The organism is Prevotella aurantiaca (assembly GCF_015262605.1).
GTDB classification, from domain to species: domain Bacteria; phylum Bacteroidota; class Bacteroidia; order Bacteroidales; family Bacteroidaceae; genus Prevotella; species Prevotella aurantiaca.
The window spans coordinates 1-21,250 of the sequence record NZ_JABZSJ010000048.1; the positions used below are offsets into that span (position 1 = coordinate 1).

Consider the following 21,250-nt stretch of genomic DNA (forward strand, 5'->3'; position numbering starts at 1 on the left):
AAGGTAAAGGAAGAATAAAAAGAGGATGTATCAATTTTGACACACCCTCATTTTTTGCAATAAATAAATATGATTAGGAATCAGACATATAATAAAAATCTGGGGTTGAAAGAGGAGCCCTTAAAAATCTATTCCTCTCAATAGTTTCCTAAACTATTTATTTTCAGATTAGTAAAAACTATTTAGTAACGTAACTATTCTTTCAGCATCATTTAATGACATGATTTGATTGCAAGGAATAGAAAGTTCTTCACGATGGATACGTTCTGTTATAGGAAACGATAGTTCATTCCATTTCTTATATGCTTCTTGCTTATGGGGGGGGATAGGATAGTGTATCATAGTTTGCACACCATTTTCCTTTAGAAATTCTTGCAATCTATTGCGTTCTACACAGAGAATTGGGAAGATATGATAAACGTTATCGCGGTTTAAAGCTTTAGGAATAATAATGCTATCGTTCTTTATATTTTGCTCAAAATATTGAGCAATTTCTTTTCTACATGCATTATCTTCCTCAAGATATTTTAATTTAACATCAAGTACAGCTGCTTGGACTTCGTCCATACGGCTATTTTTTCCTTGATATTCAAAAACATATTTACGACTCGAACCATAATTACCAAGTGTACGAATCGTTTCTGCGAGTTCAAAATCATTAGTGGTAACAGCACCAGCATCACCCAATGCCCCAAGATTTTTACCAGGATAAAAACTATGAGCAGCTGCATCGCCAAGACTTCCTGTAAGTTTACCATTGTAAGTACATCCATGTGCCTGTGCATTATCTTCTATAAGTTTTATTTTGTGCTGTTTGCAAATATTTTCTATTTTTTCAGTATAAGCACAACGACCATATAAATGCACGAGCATAATCGCACGAGTGCGACGAGTAATTACTTCTTCTATGCGATTACCATCTATTTCTAATGTTGTGATTTCTGGTTCTACAAGTACTGGTTTAAGGTTGTTTTCAGTTATTGCTAATATGGTGGCAATGTAAGTATTGGCAGGTACAATTATTTCATCGCCATCGTGGAGTTGTCCAAGTTCTTTGTAAGCACGTAGAATAAGATGCAAAGCGTCAAGCCCATTACCACAACTAATGCAGTGTTGTGTGCCTATATAGTTACGATAATGTTCTTCAAAAAGTCGAACAGCATTGCCATTAAGATACCAACCCGAAGTTACAACGTCTGAAATTGCTTTGTTTATTTCGTTTTCGTGCATCGCTGTGATGCGCTTGAGTGATAAATATTCTAACATATGACTTATATTTTCCATTCGTAAGTGTCGTAACAAACACCTCGTCCCCCAAATCCTTCTTTTTGATGAATAAGTTGTTGATTAAGTAATGTGCCACCAGCTTCAGTGCTTTTACCAAAGTCAAAATAACCATTTCTGCCCATATATACATTATTTATTATATAGTCGAACAATAAATCTAAAGCTCCTATCGCTTTCCCAGTTGGTGATGCTGATATATATTGCGTATGAATAACGTTTGGTGTTTCATAGATTATTGTGCCTCCTAATGGCTCTCCATTGGGAGTTATTGCCATATAGAGTTTAATTTCTTTAGGGAAACGATTCGTTAAAAGCTGTAATTCATCTAAAGAATGTACTGGATGAGTATCATATTTAGCAGTTAAATTGTTGTTTAGAATATTCCAGAATGCTGCTAAATCTTTACTTTCTCCTACAAGAATATGATTTCTTATCGCTTTTCGAATACCACTTTTACGGCTTTCAGTAAACTTTCGTACATTATGCAGATAGAATGATGATGAAATATCGCGGCTGATTATTTCAGCATGGCAAATATTGGTAAGTGCATAAAGGTCTTCTTCAGCAGGAATATTGTGATAAATCCATGGAATAGCTTTATAAATTACTTGTTTGATGCCAATTTTTTTGAGCAAAATATTTAATTCTGAAAAGATGTTGCATACCTTATCAGCAGTTACCTTTTCTGTTGTAAGTAATCCGCCATAGGTAAGACCTTGATGAGAATATAGGGTGTCACCTTTTCGATTGGCTGGAAATAGAGCAATAATGTGCTCTTTCTCCATAATAAGAAATGAATTATCGGTAAACCTATTGGCATGATAATCCATATAGTTGCGATTGAAAAGAAACGTACCTTGCTTGGAGATGGCTACAAATTCGTTCCATTTCGTTGCATCATCAAAATTATATTGTTTAATTTCAATCATATTACGGTATTAATAGACTCTATTTAAAAATTTTTAATGGTAACAAACGATATATCAATTTTTGATTATAGTCAGTTTCACATTATAGTTCTTATCTTGTTTTACCAATGAATTTTAAATAATCGTCGTATTCTCTGATGTAGTCGTCTTCGTCAAATGGATCTTCAGCGAGAACTAAACAGACTGAACCAGACGAAAAGTCTTCGAGTGTCCGCCACGTATCTGTGTTCACAAGTAAACCTTGGTAGGGGTGATTCAGTAAGAATGATTCTTTTTCTGTACCATTATCAAGCGTAACGGTAAATGATCCGCTTGCTGCAATAATAAATTCACGACAATGTTTGTGTGAATGCCCACCACGATTTTCTCCTCCTGGTACATCGTAGACCCAATAAACACGAGAAATATTGAAAGGAATATCTTTCATTTCTTCTGCAACGGTGAGGTTGCCACGATAGTCTAATCGTTTAGGTAGCTCTATTATCTTCCCTATGTTTGTCATGTTTGTAAGTTTAGGATTTCCCCTGACCTTTTAGAAAGGACAGGGGAATGCTTCTGTTTATCTGTTTCCGTACATATTCTCGTAGTACTTTTGATAATCACCACTTGTAACTTCTTCAATCCAAGATTGGTTTTCTAAATTCCATTTTATGGTTTTTACAATACCATCAGCAAACATAGTTTCAGGGAACCAACCCAATTCATTCTTAATTTTGGTAGGGTCAATAGCATAACGTGCATCATGACCGAGTCGGTCTGCTACGTGCGTAATTAAATCATTATTAATCCATGAAATATCAATATCGCCATTATCATCTTTAACTTGCTTTTTCAAAACTTTGCGTAGCTCTTTATCTTCAGCCATCATATTGTGAATAGTTTTGATAATGAGCTTTACAATATCGATGTTTTTCATCTCATTGTGTCCACCAACATTATAAACTTGTCCTACACGACCTTCACGAACTACTATATCAATTGCCTTACAGTGGTCTTCTACATACAACCAATCGCGAACATTTAACCCTTCCCCATATACAGGAAGAGGTTTGCCGGCAAGAATATTATTGATAATTAATGGAATTAATTTTTCTGGGAAATGATAAGGACCATAATTATTTGAGCAACGTGTAATACTAATAGGCATGTGATATGTATCATGATATGCCATTACAAACATGTCAGCACTTGTTTTACTTGCTGAATATGGACTATGAGGACATAACGGAGTTTCTTCAGTGAAATAACCATCAGCACCAAGTGAACCATAAACTTCGTCAGTAGAAACTTGATGGTAGCGCTTTCCTTCTTTCCACGTAGGGTAACCTTGTTCATCTTTACCTGTAACCCATGCACGACGAGCAGCATCCATGAGATTTTGAGTTCCTAAAATATTTACATTTAAGAATAGTTGTGGATCTTCTATAGACCTATCTACATGGCTTTCAGCTGCAAAATTTACAAGATAATCGACGTCGTTTTCTGCAAATAATTTATTAGCTAATTCTCTGTCACGTATATCGCCTTTCACGAAAATACATCTTTTATCATCTATGTCATCCTTGATAGTACCAAGGTTACCTGCATAAGTTAATGCGTCAAGTACGATAATCTTAATGTCTTCGTTTACATACTTCTTGTGAAGTAGATACTTAATGTAGTTTGCACCAATAAAACCAGCGGCACCTGTTACTAAATAAGTTTTCATAAGTTGATATTATTTTGTTATTATTAATTATTATTGTCTGATAATGTTATAACCTCGCAATCAATCATTTTATTGCCTTTAATGGAGAGTCTTACAATAGTTCTTTCTTTATGAAAACCTTGTAAGCCTGCTGCACCAGGGTTGATATGAAGCAGATTTAATGTTTTATCGGGCATTATTTTTAATATGTGGGAATGTCCGTCTACGAATAGATTGGGTGGTGAATAATAAAGTATATTACGTACAGAGTAATCGTATCTGCCAGGGTAACCACCAATATGCTTAAGCAAAACATCTACTTTTTCACACTTAAATCTCAGCATCTCTGGATAGCGAATACGAATATCATAACCATCACAATTACCGTGAACAGCTCGAAAGATTGGTTTCATCGCTTCGAACTTATCAGCAACTTCTAACGAACCGATATCTCCAGCATGCCAAACTTCATCGCAATCTTTAAGATAGATCTCGTATTTCTTGTCCCAATAGGCGTGTGTATCGCTTATAATGCCAATTCTTTTCATACAAAACTTATTCAAGTGATAGTTTTTTCCGTATGAAGAAAGCTATAAAGTCTTTCGTTTCTTCAACTCCTAATATACTTGCGTCTGCACAAAGGTCGTAGCTTTCTGCATGACCCCATGTTTTCCCTGTATAGTAATTGTAATATTTTGCACGTTCGCTTTCTTTATTTTCAATTACTTTAAAGGCCTCTTCCATTGTACAGCCAAGGCGTTCGGTTACATTTTTTGCTCTAAAATTAATTTCAGCAGTAATGAAAATATTAATAACATTAGGATTATCTCGCAATATATAGTCAGCTGTTCTGCCGACAAAGACGCAGCGTAGATTTTCTTCTGCTGTTTTTCTTATTACATCGCTTTGGAATTGGTATAATCCTTCAGGGGAGAAGTTATTTTTGTAGAAATCGTTATTACCTAAAAATGGTAAATTAAGATGGAAATGCGACTTAAGAAATCTTTTCTGCTCATCGTTCTTTTCAAAGAATTTTTCAGAGAAACCACTCTCCTTTGCAGCAAGATTTAAAATTTCCTTGTCGTAAAATCGGCAATTAAATTCCTCTGCAAGAGCTTTTGCTATGCAGCGTCCACCACTTCCGAGTTGTCGTCCTACATTGATTATCAGTTTTTTTTCCATAAGCGAGAATATTTATTTAAACTAAATAGCTTTATATTCTTTCTGTTCCTTTTTAAGTCGTCGCAGATAGATAGTCATTATTGTTATTGATACTACTACTGCAATAAAATCGCTTGTTGGGATTGCTGCCCAAACTCCATTAATATTATAAAAGTTCGGAAGTATTACAAGTAGTGGAAGTAAAAATAATAATTGTCTTGACAACGACAAAAAAATACTAACTTTTACTTTTCCTATGCATTGAAAGAAATTGGTAATTACCATCTGACATCCAATAAATGGATACATCATCATGATGATACTAATAGCTTTGATAGACCTTTGAATCAATTCAGGGTCTTTAGTAAATAGTCGGACACAATAATAAGGTGCGAACATAGCTAAAGACCATCCTATAAACATAATACAAGTTGCTGTGATGATAGATAGCTTCACTACTTGCATCATTCTATCGTATTTTTGCGCGCCATAGTTATACCCTGCAATTGGTTGCATTCCTTGATTAAGTCCGATAACGAACATAATGAATATCATTGCAATGCTGTTAGCAACTCCGTATGCTCCAACTGCTAAGTCACCACCAAACTTTACTAACTGATTATTAATGAAGATGACAATTATGCATGCACATGCATTCATCAGGAAAGGAGATATTCCTATTGAAATAATATTTTTTACGAGATTGGATTTCAATTTATATATCCCTTGTTTAAGGTGCACTAATTCGTTTTTATTAGCAAAAAGCTTCATCTGCCAGCAGAGTGCTATAACTTGTGATATAATGGTAGCGAAGGCTGCACCTTTGATACCCCAGTGGAGCCACAGAATAAATACAATGTCGAACAAAATATTCATAATGACAGTAAAAATGGTCGCAAACATTGCCATTCGTGGTTTCGAAGCAGCCCTTAGTATGGCATTCATTCCAAAGTACATGTGAGAAAATACATTTCCAGCAAGTATAACTTGCATATAATCTCGTGCGTATGGAAGAGTTGCATCACTAGCACCGAAAAATCGAAGAATAGGATCGAGAAATATAAGGCATATTCCTCCGAATGCCAATCCTATAATGAGGTTAAGAGTAATGGTATTACCAAGAATATTTTCTGCCGATTTATAGTCTTTCTGTCCTAACTTAACACTGATAGTTGTAGATGCACCTATTCCTACTGCTGCACCAAATGCTGCTGCAAGATTCATGAAAGGGAAAGTAATTGCGAGTCCTGAAATGGCCATTTTACCGACAACTTGTCCAATAAAAACTCGATCAATAATGTTGTAAAGCGATGCTGCAGTCATTGCAATGATTGCAGGCAGGGCATATTGCGCTAACAATTTGCCCACAGGTTTTTGTCCTAGCTCTAATGTCGCTTTTTTATTACCCATTCAAAAGTGAGTGTTCTTTCTGCAAAAGTACTAAAAAAAAACTGATAAAGTTAAGTATGTTCTATATCTTTTGTGGTGTTAATTATTATTTTTAGTTATTGTTAGTGTTAATAAAAAAAAAGAAGTACTTTTGCAGAAAATATAAAAACTAAAATATGAAAAATCTATTCTTATCTCTATTTTTGCTTGTTGGAAGTATGACTTCTTATGCGCAAGCAACATTTCCTAACACAGTTGCGCATAATGATGAGGAACATGGTGCAAGAACTTTTGTGGGTGGTGCAGTGACCTTTTGGTCTGACCCTAAGGATAAAATGGTGAAGTTTGATTTCTCTCCCGAAATAGGTTATCTATTTAATGATAGATGGGGTGTGGGATTGATGTTAGGTTATGAATACGAAAAAGAGCATGAAGATGGCTTAAATAAGTATTCGAACAGCTTTAAGATTTCTCCTTTTGCGCGTTGGTATTATGTACATAAAGGTCCATTCAACTTATTTTTAGATGGCGGAGTAGGATTTGATTTTGGTAAAGTAAAAGTTGCTGATACTAAAACTAATCGACATGGATTTGAAGTTGGTATACGTCCAGGTGCATGTGTAGATCTTACTGAAGGACTTTGTTTATGTCTCCGTATGGGTTTTGTAGGTTATCGACACAATTATTTTGGTGGTGAAGAACCTGAAATCGGAACAAATGGTTTTGGTTTACGTTTTTCACCAGAAGAACTTATGATTGGTTTTGAACTTGAATTTTAAGTAATCCCTCATATTTGTAAAAGTTTAATTGGTATAAAAAACGCCACAGAAGTACTTTTTGTAACTTCTGTGGCGTTTTTTCATTATTTAAATTTGCCTGCTAAGCATGAAGGCTATTTTATTTTAAGGCTCTTGTCCATTTTCTAAACTCTCCAATTAGTTTGTAATATCCATAAATTAGGCATATTATAAACATCCAAATTCTTTTTCTGGATATCATCACTTTATTAAATTGAAGTATGAGTTTTCTTTACTCTAAATACTCCCTTTTCCTTACTTTAATTAAGTATGATTTAATATTTTCAACGAACTTTGTATAAATATAAGAATAGCAAAATTAAACATCATATTTGTGTGTAAAATATTAAATATCAATAAAATATAAGTCTTTTTAATAAATTATCTGATACGCGTTAATTTTACAATACAAGCCGTTTAATATAATTTAATAGATAATATTTTAATTTATATGTAAGTTTTTTTTGTTTTGAGAGAATATATATACTTTTGCAGCGTCATATAATTATTACTAAATATAAATGCATTTGCAGAACCCTATTTCTCTATGTAATATTGCCAGCCCAAAAACTGTGTAAACATAGGAACAAGAATGAAGGTTAGAGTAGCTTTGCTATGACTTAATTTTCTTGAAAAGGGGCCTGCTATTACTATTATTTTCAATGAATCAGTTACATGTATCAGTACTTTTAGCAATGGCACTGCTGTCGGCTATGATGTTTATAGCTTACAGAAATAGCTTATTACTAAGATTCTCCTTTTCTTTTAAGAACTTGTCTAAAGAGTTTATATCGTATAAAAAGTTACCAGTAAGGGAACTGTTTAGTTCTGATAAGTTTTTCATCCTACAGTTATTATTTATTATTTCATATTTTATAATTATTAAACAATAAAACTATGCAAAAAAAATCGACTTTAAGGCTATTTATTGCCTTTTCTTTGGCTTTGTTACAAACAAATGCGTATGCGCAAGTAGCTAAAGCGCCAGCACAAGAAGCTTATGTTGAAATTAACTCTAAAGGTGTTAATGTGCCAATTTCTCTTGCCAATTTAGGTAGTGGGGTACAGAGCATTGAATACACACTTACAAGTGGTGGTAAAGTTATCGAAACTAAGACAGTTTCTCTTAAAGGAGAGAATATGACACGTGGCGGTAACTCAACATTAAATGTTGTTGTTCCACCATATAGCGATACTACTGTAGACGAAGTTGCTTTCAATATTACAAAAGTAAACGGACAACCAACTAACATGAAAGAGCCTTATACTACCATTGAGCGTAAAACTCTTTCACAAACTGCTACACGTAAAGTTGTAGTTGAAGATTATACAGCAATGTGGTGTGGATGGTGTCCAAGAGGTCTTGCTATGTTGGGTTATTTGACAAGACAATATCCTAATGATTTCATTGGAATTGCTATTCATGGTTCACAAGACCCATTGATGTGCAGTTCTTATTCAAGTCTTATCAGCGGGTTAGGTGGATACCCATATATTATTTTCAATCGTTCAATTGAGTCTAAAGATTACTCTGGATATAATACATTCCGTTCTGAAAGGAGTCAAGGTGCAGAAATGGATGTAAAAGTTTCAGCTATGTGGGATAAGCAAAAGAGAAATATTGCTGTTACTACAAAGACAACTTTCCGTACAAAACCTTACAGAAATACATTTGCACTTGCTTATGTATTGACAGCTGATGGCTTGAAGAACAGCTCTTATTACCAGAAGAATTATTTTGCTGGTAACTCACAGTATCAAGGATACACAAAAGAATTAGACTATTTTGTTAACTCTCCAGGTACTATTCGTAACTTTACATTCGACCATACTGCCATTACTGCTAATGGTATTACAAATGGTATGCAGGGAAGTATTGGACAAATTGTAGTAGACAAACCTCAGACACACGAGACTTCGTTTGATAATATCTCACAATATTCAGCTATTCAAGACAAGTCTAAGTTACATGTTATAGTATTGGTTATCAATACATCGACTGGTAAAATTGTAAATGCTGACCAATGCTCTATTTCTGACTACGTTGTAACTGGTATTGAATCAGCTTCAACAGCTACAAACGTTGTAGAAGTTGCGCGTTATAACATTTCTGGTGCTCGTATCAATCAGCCTGTAAAGGGTGTAAACATCGTGAAATATAGCGATGGTAGCACAGTGAAAGAAATTGTTAAGTAATAAAAGTCTGTAAAATAAATAAGAGACTGTATCAAGATATATTATTATTTTGATGCAGTCTCTTTGTTTTTCTTTCTATCATTTAAAAAAATGATACATCATGATAATATTCTGATGTGTCATTTTTTACTTGTTTTTAATAGGTATAATAATTCTTTTCTAAACTATTATACGGCTTTTTTACTTTTTCTTTGACGAAACTATTATTTTAAAGTATTATTCTATATTCTGTTTTTGTCATTCATCGAGTAAAGTCAATTAGATTAAAAGCAGTTTGCAAAAAAGACGCTATCTCATTATTGGTATCTACTCTATATTTGAATTGATTATTTTCTGTTTCTATGTTAATAGTTGTATTGGATATTGACATTTTTCTAATCGCTTCCCTTATGAATTTAGGCTGGTTTTTAACTACGAAATATTGTTCTTCTTCAAAGAATATCCGTATAGAATCAATGATAACATAGTCTTTCACCTTGCTAAGGTAAAGGTGTTCTAACTTATCACTTGAAATAAATAAATCTATCTTATCAAGATTTTCAGTGCTCTGAACGTTTGTTTTCATTCCCATTAAGAACTCAAAACTTTGCATGTTAATCTGAAATTTAGTGGTTAAGACAATTGATTTCTTGTTAATCTTGCATGTCAGCGTCTTTTTCTCCGTATCTAAACTTAAAAAATCAACTTCGGTTAACTTTGATTGACCATGAGGATTCAAATCAATTTTAATTTCTTCGCCAGTACGTTTTATAAACTTCATTCCTGAAGAAATTGTAAGTTCATCTATGTTAGGATTATAATATAGGAGGAAATCCTTTGCTTTAATTTGTTCCATAATCTGCTTTGCAATAATAATACGTCTCTTTTTTGAGTAGCACAACTTCTATCTTCTAAAAGAAGCGCAATAATTGCAAAGATATAAAAAGAGTTTTATTCATTCTAAATAAATCGTAGTCGTTTTTTCATAACAGCTCTGTTATTATATGAATAGAAAAATATAATTATAAATTGAAAAAACATAATTATATTTTCTTGATTTTTTAATTATAAATTTTTATTTTATAATTATAATTTTACGGAATATAATTAAGGTTTTAAGTAAGAGTTTATAAATACTCCTTACTTATCTAATAATCAGGTTATTATAAGTTTGTTAGAAAGTGTCATTGTAGACGACTTAAAGCTTGCTTAAACGATGTCGTTCTTTTTATATAATGCGTTTAGGAATTGCATAGTTCTATGTTATAAACAAGAAGAAGAAAGAGTAATATAGAGACGTAAAATGAGTTGTTTTTTATCAAAATATTAGATTATTATTTGGTCTGTCGTAATAGTATGTGGTCCTTCATACTCAGTTATGATTGGTTGAGTGTGAAGGACCGTATTTGATATTATGTTATTTTCTTACGAATTTACCTCTAAATGTACGATTTCCGCAGAGTAATTTGTAAGTATAAATACCTCTCTTCAAAGTACTTATATCGGCTTTTCCATTTACGAGAGTTATATTCATTTCGGTCCCGTCTATATTGAAAACACTTATAGCCAAATTTTTATTTGAGCTTACATAGAGGGTGTTTTCTGAAATACGGATAGAAATATCTTCGGTAGCAGTAGTTTTTTCGATTGCTGTAGAACCAGGAAGTTCAGATTTATCGAATCTGTAAAGTCCGCTTTTCTTAGAATCACCTTGAGGTTCATAAATAGAAACGTAGACATAATCTTTGTTTGTGAATATTTGGGTTGGGGTAAGGTAAAGTGTACCTATATTTCCCATATTAGGAAGTCCTTTGGAAATGTTATACCAATTTGTGCCTTTATTGGGAGTATAATAGAATCCTCCCTTTTGCAAACCAATATATATGTTATTAACATCGCTTGACATAGCTCTTATATTGTTGTCCATTATACCTGTAGGTCGAGGGAGCGAATTCCATTCTTCGTTACTATCAAGTGTAAGAATAAATGGGGTGTTAAAATCGTCGTTAGGAACACTTCTACCCAATAATAATGTATTGTTGAAAATGGTAGATACTGCCATAAAATTGCTTTTATCACTTATTACATTCCATTTATTGGTTGACTCGTCAAGTCTGAAAATAAAGTATACTCCGAAGGCATATAATTTACCTTTGTATGAAACCATCTGATAGATATTCTCAGTATTTTCAACAGAAGAACCATCTTCTTCTTCAGCTACATATTTTAAAGAAGACAGGTCAGTATTTTTCCAAGTTTTTCCAAAATCTTCAGAGTATATGATGCCACCTCCACAGAAATCTGCAACATAAAGTTTATTATTGTGATAAGTAGCCGCATAACATACGGTATAAGGCATATTTTCTTCACTGATAATATTTTTTACCGCATCAGCATAACTATATTCAGACCAAGTTTTACCTTCGTCTGAAGAATAAGCTATTTTTGCTCCATAACCAAAAGCAAAAAGATGGTTGTCTACTTCTATAAATCTATTGTAGTTATAGTCCTTCGCATTGGTTTTGGTCCAAGTTTGTCCTTCATCGGTAGAAATATAAATACCACCATCTTTTTCAATTCGAAAATCTGATAGAAGAATATTTCCTCCTTTAGTAATAAATGTAGCATAAGTAGCATCTAATTGCTTAATAAGTTTCCAATCAGCATGCGCATTTGTGAAAATAAAACAAACAGATATAATCAAAAGTACTAATCTGTTTCGTAAGGTAAAATGTTTTTTCATAATTTTCTTTTTATAAGTTAATGTAATATGACCCTGCAAATATAATAAAAATATCTGACAAATGCAAACAAAAGGAAATTACGTAATTATAGATTATAACAAGAATTCAGAATTAAATTGTGAAAGTTAGTTGCTAATGCTTTTTAATTGATAGATTAGATGCAGTTTAATTGATGCAGGAGTGTTTTATACTTCTTTCGATATATTTCGTCGGGTAAATAATATTTAGCAGCAACTTTTCTGGCACTTTCGTGGTCGTTAAGCATAGAATACATCGTTATTGCAAGTAAGGCTACAACATCATTACTATTTGAGAAGAAATAAGGCTCTGTATTTTCAAAGTCATTGAGTACTTTGCGTATATTTCCTCTATCATTTAAGAATGGAACAATCTTCTCAACAAGTAATGATTTAATGTCAGTCTCGATAAGTCTATTCATCTCTTCAATAGAAATAGGCTTCCAGTTAATAGCTTTTTTACCGACAATAAGTCCAACATTGACATTCACAACAGTTTCTATTGAATCAAATTTAGTTTCAGCGCCTTTTAAAATAGTTGCAAGTTTATTGATTTCTTTTGAATCAAGACGAATCATAATATCAATATGGCCTAAGCTTTTATCATCAAAAAGTTTTGCTGGAGAAAAAAAGAATAAAATACTTTGTTCGAAATCCTCCATCTTTCTTTGAAACTTACAAGAACTCTTCTTCCACTTAAATCCATACTGAGCAAAAGTTTTGGAAAGGATAGACTCTAAATTAGTTCTTAAAAGAGTTTTAATTTCTTTCGTTTCCATTAGCTTTAGCATATTTAATTCTTCTGAAGTGAATGTTGGAATATACCTATTTAATCAAATGACTTTAAGAAATCATAAATATTATCAGCTTCTTTTCTCATTTCTAAAGAGCCTAAAGCACCTAAATCGTTTGAATATATGGTATCATCATTTGAATTATTTTTGTTAATAAAATAAGCCATGTCGCCATCTTGTCCTATCATAAGATAGTTAGGCTCAAAGTCTTGTATTTCGTATGTTTGATTTCTTTCCTCCAAATCTGAGTAAGAGTACATGCATATCCCAGTATTCTCTATTTCGAATATATCTCCATAATTGATTTCCGATAAAAAATCAAAGTATCTACTTGGGAATTGTAAATTATGTTTTGTTTCAAATTTAAGGATTTGACGCTTATTTTCTTCTATACTCATGATTATACTTTTATAATTACGTACTGTTTGCCTACAATTTTATATTATAGAGTCTGAAAAATATCTTTAAGTTTTCATTATGATATTGCAAATATACAAATAATCTTATGTTAATCAAAGCAAATGCTTAAAAATAGAATAATTGATTCTATTCAAGCGTTTTGCATATTTTAATCAAAGAAATAGGTTGTTGGGATAAAATAATTAAGCTATATTTTACTTTTCTTATTTTTTTTGAATAAACTTTCATTTTTTATATGTATCTTTGCATCATGAAATATATACTAAATATAAAAGGAGAGAACAAGATGAAGAAAAAATGTTTAGGAATATTACTTTTCCTACTTATTTTTGTGTTAAATGTATCAGCACAACGACAAATTGACAATGTCCCATTTATGGTAGAGAAAGCCAAGACAATGGAGGCTTTAGACAAGAAGTTCGGTACCCCTTATTTATTAAGTAATGGAAAGGCTACATATAAAAATGTAGTTTTTGATGGAGAGAAGTATAATGAAATAGAATGCTTCTTTGATAATGAAGGGAGACTTAATCAATTGCGTTTAAAAACTTGTTGTAATAACAAAGGAATTGCTGTTGCTAGAATGAATAAATTAGCAAAGAAGTATGAGCAAAGTTATAACACTACCAATTCTGAAAATGCAGATGATGGAAAATTTGTAGTTGGATACAACAACAAAGATAGAATTGTAATGATGATAGCTACTTATAAAAACAATTGTGATTTGAGTTTTTCTCTTTTCTAAATTGTGAATAAGTGTAAGGCCCAATTAGCTTTTTAGGAAATAAACTTGCTTATTTGCTAAAAAAAGCGTAATATTGCATTTCAATAATGCATTATTACGCTTTTTATTTGATATGAAGAAGTTATTTATACTCTTATTGGTAAGTTTTACCATGTTGCCTTTGAATGCGCAGAATATGCGTCAAATATGGTTGGAAATGCCAGACTCAATAATACCTTATCTTAATAGAAGTTTAAGAACTGAATTAGCTGATTATGTTACGATGGGAATGAAACCAGAAGTAATGAATACTTTGCAAGATTCTACTCGTATAGAACAACTTACCGACAATTATATATTAGTTCATCTAAATCATTCGAGTAGACTCGAAATAAAAAGTTTAGATGAATCTACTATAGCTATGGTTCAAACATGGTGTGGCCCTATAGCTGAGAGTAAATTACAGTTGTTTTCAAATAATTGGGAGGTTAAACCGATAGAGTTAGATATCATGCCAACATTTATTAAGCCAGATACTATGTCACAACAACGGTATAATGATTTGTTAGATATGGCCAATATAACTATGGGTGAAATACAATTATCGGCAAAAGACAATAGTCTTACTATAAAGTATTCTGTTCCTTTACTTTCGCCTACTGATAAAAAGGAAATGCAAGCAATTTTAAGGCAAAGAAAGTTTAATTGGAATGGGAAAACTTTTAAATAGTGTTAATAGGCAGATTAAACATTTTGTAAGGTTTGCAACTTATTGTATTTATAATTAACTTTGCAACGTGTTTTTCATGGTATTAGATTATTAAGGTTAATAAAGATTGATTGTCGCGAGACAATCAATTTTTTTTGTTTTATTCCCAACATAAATACTTGACTTTGATTTGGTGGTTTGTGATAAAATCTGTACTTTTGTTCCCAAACAAAAATCTAAGAGATGAATTTAAAGAAGCGTTTGGCACTGATGAACTTTTTAGAGTTTGCAGTGTGGGGAGCATACTTAACGTCTATGGGACGTTATTTAGGGAATATTGGAATTGGTGAAAACATTGGTTTGTTTTATTCCATGCAGGGCGTTGTTTCTATTTTCATGCCTGCGCTGATGGGTATTATTGCTGACAGATGGATACCTGCACAGCGTTTACTGGGATTCTGTCATTTGCTAGCAGGATTATTTATGTTTGGTACAGCATGGTATGGATTAGAGGCTGGTACAAATGCTGATTTCACTACAATCTTTACTCTCTACTCTTTGTCAGTTGCTTTCTTTATGCCAACTATTGCTTTAACTAATTCTGTAGCTTATTCGTCTTTAGCTAAAGATGGAATGGATATAGTAAAGGATTTCCCACCTATTCGTGTATTTGGAACTATTGGCTTCATATCTACAATGTGGCTGGTAGATATTTTGGGCTTTCAAAGCAACCAGAACCAATTTATTGCTTCAGGTGTGGTGAGTATTATTCTTTTTTTATATACTTTTATATTGCCACATTGTGAAATTTCAAAGAATAACGAAAAGAAGAACTTGGTAGATGCTTTTGGGCTCAAAGCATTCTCGTTATTTAAACAAAATAAGATGGCAATCTTCTTTATCTTCTCAATGTTGCTGGGTGTAAGTTTGCAGATAACAAATAGTTTTGCAAACCCATTCCTCTTTAGTTTTGCAGCTCAACCAGAATTTGCAGATGCATTTGGTGTGCAACATGCTAATATGTTGATAAGTCTTTCTCAGATAAGTGAAACCTGTTGTATATTGCTTATACCATTCTTCATGCGTCGCTATGGCATTAAGAATGTTATGTTGATTGCAATGTTTGGTTGGGTCTTACGTTTTGGACTCTTTGGAATGGGAGATCCTGGTATACCTGGCGTATTCCTTTTTGTGTTATCAATGTTGGTTTATGGTATTGCGTTTGACTTCTTTAATATATCTGGCTCTCTCTTTGTTGATAAGAGTACAGACGCTTCAATGCGTTCATCAGCGCAAGGATTATTTATGTTAATGACCAATGGTATAGGTGCTACTATAGGAACTCTTGCAGCACAGGCCGTTATAAATCATTATACAGAATTAAAGCAATTTGGTAATGATGTTCTGACAATAGGTAACTGGCAAGCATGCTGGTTTATTTTTGCTGGATATGCATTGGTAGTAACCATTAGCTTTGCTCTAATATTCCGTCCAAAAGAAGAGAATGAATAAGGTACAAGTCTTTTTTAAAGGATTAACAGAAATAGTTGGTGGCTCTAAGATGGGACTCTTGGTGTTAACCAATCAGTCAGAAGATAAGCAAATAGCTATTGTTTGTGATAAAGCAATGGCGCATGAATTGAATATTAGAATAGGACAGAATTCACTTCGGCATAAGCTTCTTCCTGAAGTGTTGTGTTGGATAAATCCTGATATGGATACAGATCATTATGAAATTTTATTTAATTCTATATCTGATGGGCAATATAAGGTCGTATTGATAAATAAACTAACATTTGAAATGACGCCAATTCGTGCTTCAGACGCAATACTCTTAGCACAAATAGCCCAGTTAGAAATGTTTATGGAAGAAAAGCTTTTCATACGTCAAGGTGTTCCTTATGAATCAGGAAAAAGTAAAGTTGCACTTCCGTTAAATGCTTTAACATCGGAAATGCTTGAAGATGCGTTACGAAAAGCTATCGAAAATGAAAATTATGAGCTGGCTTCTAATTTACGTGATGAATTAAATCGACGTAAAGGAATTGAAGACGACACGGTATAAATAATTCAGAAATGAAAGAGGTTCGTTACTTTTATGTCCCTAATGCAGCAATTCATACAGAATTGCCAACCGAAGAAGCTACTCATGCTGTGCGTGTTTTGCGATTGAAAGATGGTGATGACATTTTTTTGATGGATGGTGAAGGAGTTTTTTATGAAGCTATTGTTACATTGGCAAATCAAAAGCATTGCTTCTATGAAATAAAACAACAAATGCCTCAAAGTAGAACGTGGAAAGGCCATTTACATCTCGCCATTGCTCCTACTAAAGATATTGGTCGTATTGAATGGTTAGTAGAAAAGGCTACAGAAGTAGGTTTCGATGAAATTTCTTTTTTAAGTTGTCAGTTCTCTGAACGCAAAGTGTTGCGTACTGACCGCGTAGAACGTATTGTTGTTTCTGCAATGAAGCAAAGTCGTAAGGCGTGGAAGCCAATTGTTAATGAAATAGTTACGTTTGACCAGTTTATGCAAAGAGATGTAGAAGGTTCGAAGTTTATCTGCCATTGTTATAATGAAATAACAAAAAAAGATTTTTTTAGCAACTTGAATAATGAAAAGTGTTCCGATGATATAACAATCTTAGTTGGACCTGAAGGAGATTTCTCTATTGATGAAGTTCGTCAAGCTATAAATAATAATTATCAAAGTGTAACTTTAGGAAATAGTCGTTTGCGTACAGAAACAGCTGGTTTAGTTGCTGTAATGATGGCAAATCTGGCAAAACGAATTTAGTTTTCTTGTTAAGTGTTGTGTTTTTAACAACATTCGTAATGATGTTTTGGTAAATTTTAGTTATATTTGCACCATAATTATGATATAACGTTATTAAATATTAACATCAATTTATTATGCAGAAAAGATTGCTTTCCCTTGTTGTAATCCTGCTTGCCTTTACTATTTCCGCTATGGCACAAATTACAACATCAGGTATTAGCGGTAAAATTACGTCAAATGGTGAAGAAGTCATAGGCGCTACAGTTACTGCAACTCATCAACCTTCTGGAACTATTTATCGAGCCCTTACTAATTTAGATGGTCGATTTACTATTCAAGGTATGCGTGTTGGTGGACCTTACAAAGTAGAAGTTTCCTATATTGGGCACCATAAGAAAATATTTCAAGATATAACACTTCGTTTGGGTGAAGTTGAAGACTTATCATGTAAGTTACAAGAAGACTCAAAAGAATTACAGGAAGTAGTTGTTGTTGCTAAAGGAGGAATTAATGGTACTAAGACTGGCGCTGCACAGAGTCTGTCTGCTAAACAGATAGCTGAAATTCCAAGCATAACACATGGTATTGCCGATGTAGCAAGACTAAATCCTCAACTTACAACATCAAGTAATGGTGCAATGTCATTTGCGGGAACCAACAACCGTTATAATTCATTTATGATAGATGGTGCAATGAATAATGACGTTTTTGGTCTTACTGCCGATGGCTCTAATGGTGGGCAAGCAGGAACACAACCTGTATCTATGGAAACTATTGAGCAAATTCAAATTAATGTTGCACCTTTTGATGTTCGTCAAAGTGGTTTTACTGGTGGTGCTATCAATGCTATAACTAAGTCGGGAACTAATAAATTCCAAGGAAGTGTTTATGGATTTGGCAATAATCAGAACCTTATTGGCAATCATTATCCTTATTCTGATGGAACAGGTTATGCGCCTAAATATCAAAAACAGCAAGAATACCAATGGGGTATTACTTTAGGTGGTCCTATTATAAAGAATAAATTATTCTTCTTCTTTAATTTTGAAGATGCAAATAAAGAATATCCAAATATTAATGGTTATGGTCAAACTGGTTCACGTATCCTTACAGATGAAGCTGATGATGTACTTGCAAAGATTAAGGCTATGGCTGCAAAGCAAGGATATGACTATAATGGTGCTTTTGGTAATCCAGATATTTATACCAAAAGTAAAAAGTTTGGTGCAAAGATAGACTGGAATATAAACGACTTTAATAAATTCTCGTTCCGTTGGAGCTTAGTTGATGCAAAACAATTAAGTAATGTCAGCAGTGCTTCTTCTTTGAACGACAATCACTATTATTATCCATTTGAAAGCAAAACAAACTCATTCACAGCAGAATTACAAAGCCGTTTATCGCCATTAGTGAGCAATGAAGTTCGTGCAAGTTATGTGCGAGTACGTGACCAACGTGCTGTAACATCAGCTTTCCCAATGATTTCTCTTCAAGTAACAGGTGGTACACTTAATATTGGTAACGAACGTTCTTCAATGGCAAATATGCTTGACCAAGATATTTATACATTTGAAGATAATCTTACTTGGTATAAAGGTAACCATACATTTACTTTTGGTACTCACAATGAATTCTATAAGTTTGCAAATCTTTTCATTCAAGATGCGAATGGTACTTATAACTTCGCAGACTTAGCACATTTCAATAAGTATTATGAAGACTTTATGGCTGGAACTCTTGATCCAAACTATTCTTATTTCAAGCAATATCGTTTTGGAATGGCTAATACTGAAGTAACAGGTGACCCACGTTGGAAGGCACCTTTCTCTGCAGGTCAGTTAGGTTTTTATGCTCAAGATAAATGGAATGCCACTCCTTCTTTCCAACTTACTTATGGTTTGCGTATGGAAATTCCTCTCTTCTTCGATACTCCTACAGCTAATATTGGCTTTAATCAATATGCTGAGAAACGTAGTTGGGGAGTTCGTACTGATCATAAGTTGTCTAGTACTCCTTTATGGAGTCCTCGTGTTGGTTTCCGTTGGGATGTCAATAATGATCGTCGTTATATTCTGCGTGGTGGCGTGGGTGTCTTTACTGGTCGTATACCATATGTTTGGATTAGCAATAACTTTACCAACACAGGTATTCAGATGTCAAAATATAGTGTTTATAATCCAAAAGGGCTAGAACTAATCTTAGATCCTAATAAGCAATTGGAAAATGCAGATAAACTGAAAGCTTCAGCTGGAAATCAAGAAGTTGATATTTTCTCTGATAACTTTAAGTTTACACAGACACTTAAGTTCAATCTTGGGTTTGATTTTAAGGCATTGGGAATTGACTGGACGGCAGAGGCTATCTATTCAAAGACATTAAACGATATTTATTATAAGAATCTTGCTATTGAAGCAACAGGCAAAACTTTCGGTCAAGAAACCGGATATACATGGGATAATCGTCCAATGTTTGAGCAGACAACAAAGGGAACTCCTTACGCATATGTTTATGGCTTATATAATACCAATAAGGGTTACACTGTGAACTTATCTTTGAAAGGTGAAAAGCACTTTAATTTTGGTCTTGACTTAATGGCAAGTTATACATGGACGCGTTCTATGAGTGTGAATAGTGGAACTTCATCAGTAGCAGGTAGTAACTGGATGTTTAATACTACTTATAGAAATCCTAATGATCCTGAGCTTGGCTTCAGTGCATATAATGTTCCTCATCGTGTTCAAGCAAGTGCATATTATCATGTTGGTTATGGTACACGAAAACAATGGCAAACTACAGTTGGAGTTATTTATCAGGGACGTAGTGGTTCTCCATACGTTATAGAAATGTATGGTGATATGAATAACGATGGTGCACGTGGAAATGATATTATGTTTATTCCTACTGATGCACAAATTGACCAAATGCGTTTTGCACCAACGACTGTAAATAATAGCAAAGATACATATCCTTTGATAACAAAAGTTTTGGGTGCAGGATATAAAGGTAACTTATCAGAAGATCAGCAACGTGCTTTGTTGAAGCAATGGATTGCTGATGATTCTTATATGAGCAAACATCGTGGTGAATATTTCAAGCGTTATGCAGATAATCTTGCATTCGAACACCATTTTGATGTTCATTTGGCACAGAAATATAGCTTTAAAGTGGGTGGACAAATCAATTCTTTGGAATTAAGTTTCGATGTTATCAACATAGGGAACTTGCTCAATAAGGATTGGGGACATACTTATGGTGATGGTTTCGGTCGTTATTTCAGTCCATTCAATTATGAAGGCGATGGATTATTTAAGTTTGATGGAACACACGTAAATCGCGATTATGACAGTTATAACAGCCGTTGGCGTGGTCAGATAGGCTTACGTTACACATTCTAATAACTTAATAGAAATTATATACAGTTGGTGGATATCCCATTTCAAGAGATATCCGCCTAATTGTATATTGCTTTAGTATAAGATTTACTAAAAATGGGGTGGAGAGTTGATTCTTCTACTTAGTCTACCCTTATAAACCTAATATTCCTCTGATTCATAGTATATTATCCTGTAAATTATTTGTTTATATCTGCAAGTTTTTGTACCTTTACACTATAATTCTTGCAGATATTTATGCTTA

19 protein-coding genes are annotated in these 21,250 nt (G+C 33.3%); 8 read left to right on the top strand and 11 right to left on the bottom strand.

Translation table 11 applies throughout. The features are described from left to right. Positions 1 to 168: 168 nt before the first annotated feature. From HXN26_RS08405 to HXN26_RS08435, 7 genes are all read right to left on the bottom strand, one after another. The gene (locus tag HXN26_RS08405) at positions 169 to 1,266 is read right to left on the bottom strand and encodes a DegT/DnrJ/EryC1/StrS family aminotransferase (protein WP_273160605.1); all 1,098 of its coding nucleotides are present in this window, start codon (positions 1,264 to 1,266) and stop codon (positions 169 to 171) included. 5 nt (positions 1,267 to 1,271) lie between these two features. Continuing rightward, positions 1,272 to 2,216 carry a GNAT family N-acetyltransferase gene (locus HXN26_RS08410; protein WP_273160607.1) on the bottom strand — a complete coding sequence of 315 codons (945 nt, stop codon included), beginning with the start codon at positions 2,214 to 2,216 and terminating at the stop codon, positions 1,272 to 1,274. A gap of 91 nt (positions 2,217 to 2,307) precedes the next feature. Further along, positions 2,308 to 2,718: a sugar 3,4-ketoisomerase gene (locus HXN26_RS08415; RefSeq protein ID WP_273160609.1), complete on the bottom strand. Its 411-nt coding sequence runs from the start codon at positions 2,716 to 2,718 to the stop codon at positions 2,308 to 2,310. Between the two features lie 57 nt (positions 2,719 to 2,775). After that, positions 2,776 to 3,924 carry a dTDP-glucose 4,6-dehydratase gene (gene rfbB / locus HXN26_RS08420; protein ID WP_273160612.1) on the bottom strand — a complete coding sequence of 383 codons (1,149 nt, stop codon included), beginning with the start codon at positions 3,922 to 3,924 and terminating at the stop codon, positions 2,776 to 2,778. Between the two features lie 23 nt (positions 3,925 to 3,947). Further along, entirely contained in the window at positions 3,948 to 4,451 is a 504-nt protein-coding gene (locus HXN26_RS08425; RefSeq protein WP_273160614.1) for a metallophosphoesterase family protein, read from the bottom strand. Between the two features lie 7 nt (positions 4,452 to 4,458). Continuing rightward, positions 4,459 to 5,085 carry a cytidylate kinase-like family protein gene (locus HXN26_RS08430; protein WP_273160616.1) on the bottom strand — a complete coding sequence of 209 codons (627 nt, stop codon included), beginning with the start codon at positions 5,083 to 5,085 and terminating at the stop codon, positions 4,459 to 4,461. Positions 5,086 to 5,106: 21 nt separating this feature from the next. Next, positions 5,107 to 6,474, bottom strand: coding sequence for an MATE family efflux transporter (locus HXN26_RS08435; protein ID WP_273160618.1), 1,368 nt, complete (start codon positions 6,472 to 6,474; stop codon positions 5,107 to 5,109). A gap of 155 nt (positions 6,475 to 6,629) precedes the next feature. On the opposite strand from HXN26_RS08435, the gene HXN26_RS08440 reads away from it, so the two are divergent. Further along, positions 6,630 to 7,232 (top strand): outer membrane beta-barrel protein, encoded by a 603-nt coding sequence (locus HXN26_RS08440; RefSeq protein WP_025001153.1) that lies wholly within the window; start codon positions 6,630 to 6,632, stop codon positions 7,230 to 7,232. A gap of 915 nt (positions 7,233 to 8,147) precedes the next feature. After that, on the top strand, positions 8,148 to 9,446 hold the full coding sequence (locus HXN26_RS08445) for a thioredoxin family protein (protein ID WP_273160622.1): 1,299 nt from the start codon (positions 8,148 to 8,150) through the stop codon (positions 9,444 to 9,446). Positions 9,447 to 9,687: 241 nt separating this feature from the next. On the opposite strand, the gene HXN26_RS08450 is transcribed toward HXN26_RS08445, so the two are convergent. From HXN26_RS08450 to HXN26_RS08465, 4 genes are all read right to left on the bottom strand, one after another. Beyond that, positions 9,688 to 10,281 (bottom strand): DUF8184 family protein, encoded by a 594-nt coding sequence (locus HXN26_RS08450; protein ID WP_025001155.1) that lies wholly within the window; start codon positions 10,279 to 10,281, stop codon positions 9,688 to 9,690. Positions 10,282 to 10,842: 561 nt separating this feature from the next. Beyond that, the gene (locus HXN26_RS08455; RefSeq protein ID WP_036889128.1) at positions 10,843 to 12,168 is read right to left on the bottom strand and encodes a T9SS type A sorting domain-containing protein; all 1,326 of its coding nucleotides are present in this window, start codon (positions 12,166 to 12,168) and stop codon (positions 10,843 to 10,845) included. 155 nt (positions 12,169 to 12,323) lie between these two features. Then, positions 12,324 to 12,965: a hypothetical protein gene (locus tag HXN26_RS08460; protein WP_273160625.1), complete on the bottom strand. Its 642-nt coding sequence runs from the start codon at positions 12,963 to 12,965 to the stop codon at positions 12,324 to 12,326. A 50-nt stretch (positions 12,966 to 13,015) separates the two neighbouring features. Further along, on the bottom strand, positions 13,016 to 13,378 hold the full coding sequence (locus HXN26_RS08465; RefSeq protein WP_025001158.1) for an SMI1/KNR4 family protein: 363 nt from the start codon (positions 13,376 to 13,378) through the stop codon (positions 13,016 to 13,018). 308 nt (positions 13,379 to 13,686) lie between these two features. Between HXN26_RS08465 and HXN26_RS08470 the strand changes: the two genes are divergently transcribed. The 6 genes from HXN26_RS08470 to HXN26_RS08495 all read left to right on the top strand — a co-directional run bounded on the left by HXN26_RS08470 (position 13,687) and on the right by HXN26_RS08495 (position 21,009). Continuing rightward, positions 13,687 to 14,145: a hypothetical protein gene (locus HXN26_RS08470; RefSeq protein WP_025001159.1), complete on the top strand. Its 459-nt coding sequence runs from the start codon at positions 13,687 to 13,689 to the stop codon at positions 14,143 to 14,145. 112 nt (positions 14,146 to 14,257) lie between these two features. Further along, positions 14,258 to 14,854 (top strand): DUF3256 family protein, encoded by a 597-nt coding sequence (locus tag HXN26_RS08475; protein WP_025001160.1) that lies wholly within the window; start codon positions 14,258 to 14,260, stop codon positions 14,852 to 14,854. A 222-nt stretch (positions 14,855 to 15,076) separates the two neighbouring features. Then, positions 15,077 to 16,345 (top strand): MFS transporter, encoded by a 1,269-nt coding sequence (locus HXN26_RS08480; protein WP_273160629.1) that lies wholly within the window; start codon positions 15,077 to 15,079, stop codon positions 16,343 to 16,345. Further along, positions 16,338 to 16,898: a UvrB/UvrC motif-containing protein gene (locus tag HXN26_RS08485; RefSeq protein ID WP_025001162.1), complete on the top strand. Its 561-nt coding sequence runs from the start codon at positions 16,338 to 16,340 to the stop codon at positions 16,896 to 16,898. The genes HXN26_RS08480 and HXN26_RS08485 overlap by 8 nt, the downstream gene beginning before the upstream one ends. 11 nt (positions 16,899 to 16,909) lie before the next feature. Further along, positions 16,910 to 17,632, top strand: a complete 723-nt coding sequence (locus tag HXN26_RS08490; protein WP_273160631.1) for a 16S rRNA (uracil(1498)-N(3))-methyltransferase — start codon at positions 16,910 to 16,912, stop codon at positions 17,630 to 17,632. 116 nt (positions 17,633 to 17,748) lie between these two features. After that, positions 17,749 to 21,009 carry a TonB-dependent receptor gene (locus HXN26_RS08495; protein ID WP_273160632.1) on the top strand — a complete coding sequence of 1,087 codons (3,261 nt, stop codon included), beginning with the start codon at positions 17,749 to 17,751 and terminating at the stop codon, positions 21,007 to 21,009. Positions 21,010 to 21,250 lie beyond the last annotated feature (241 nt).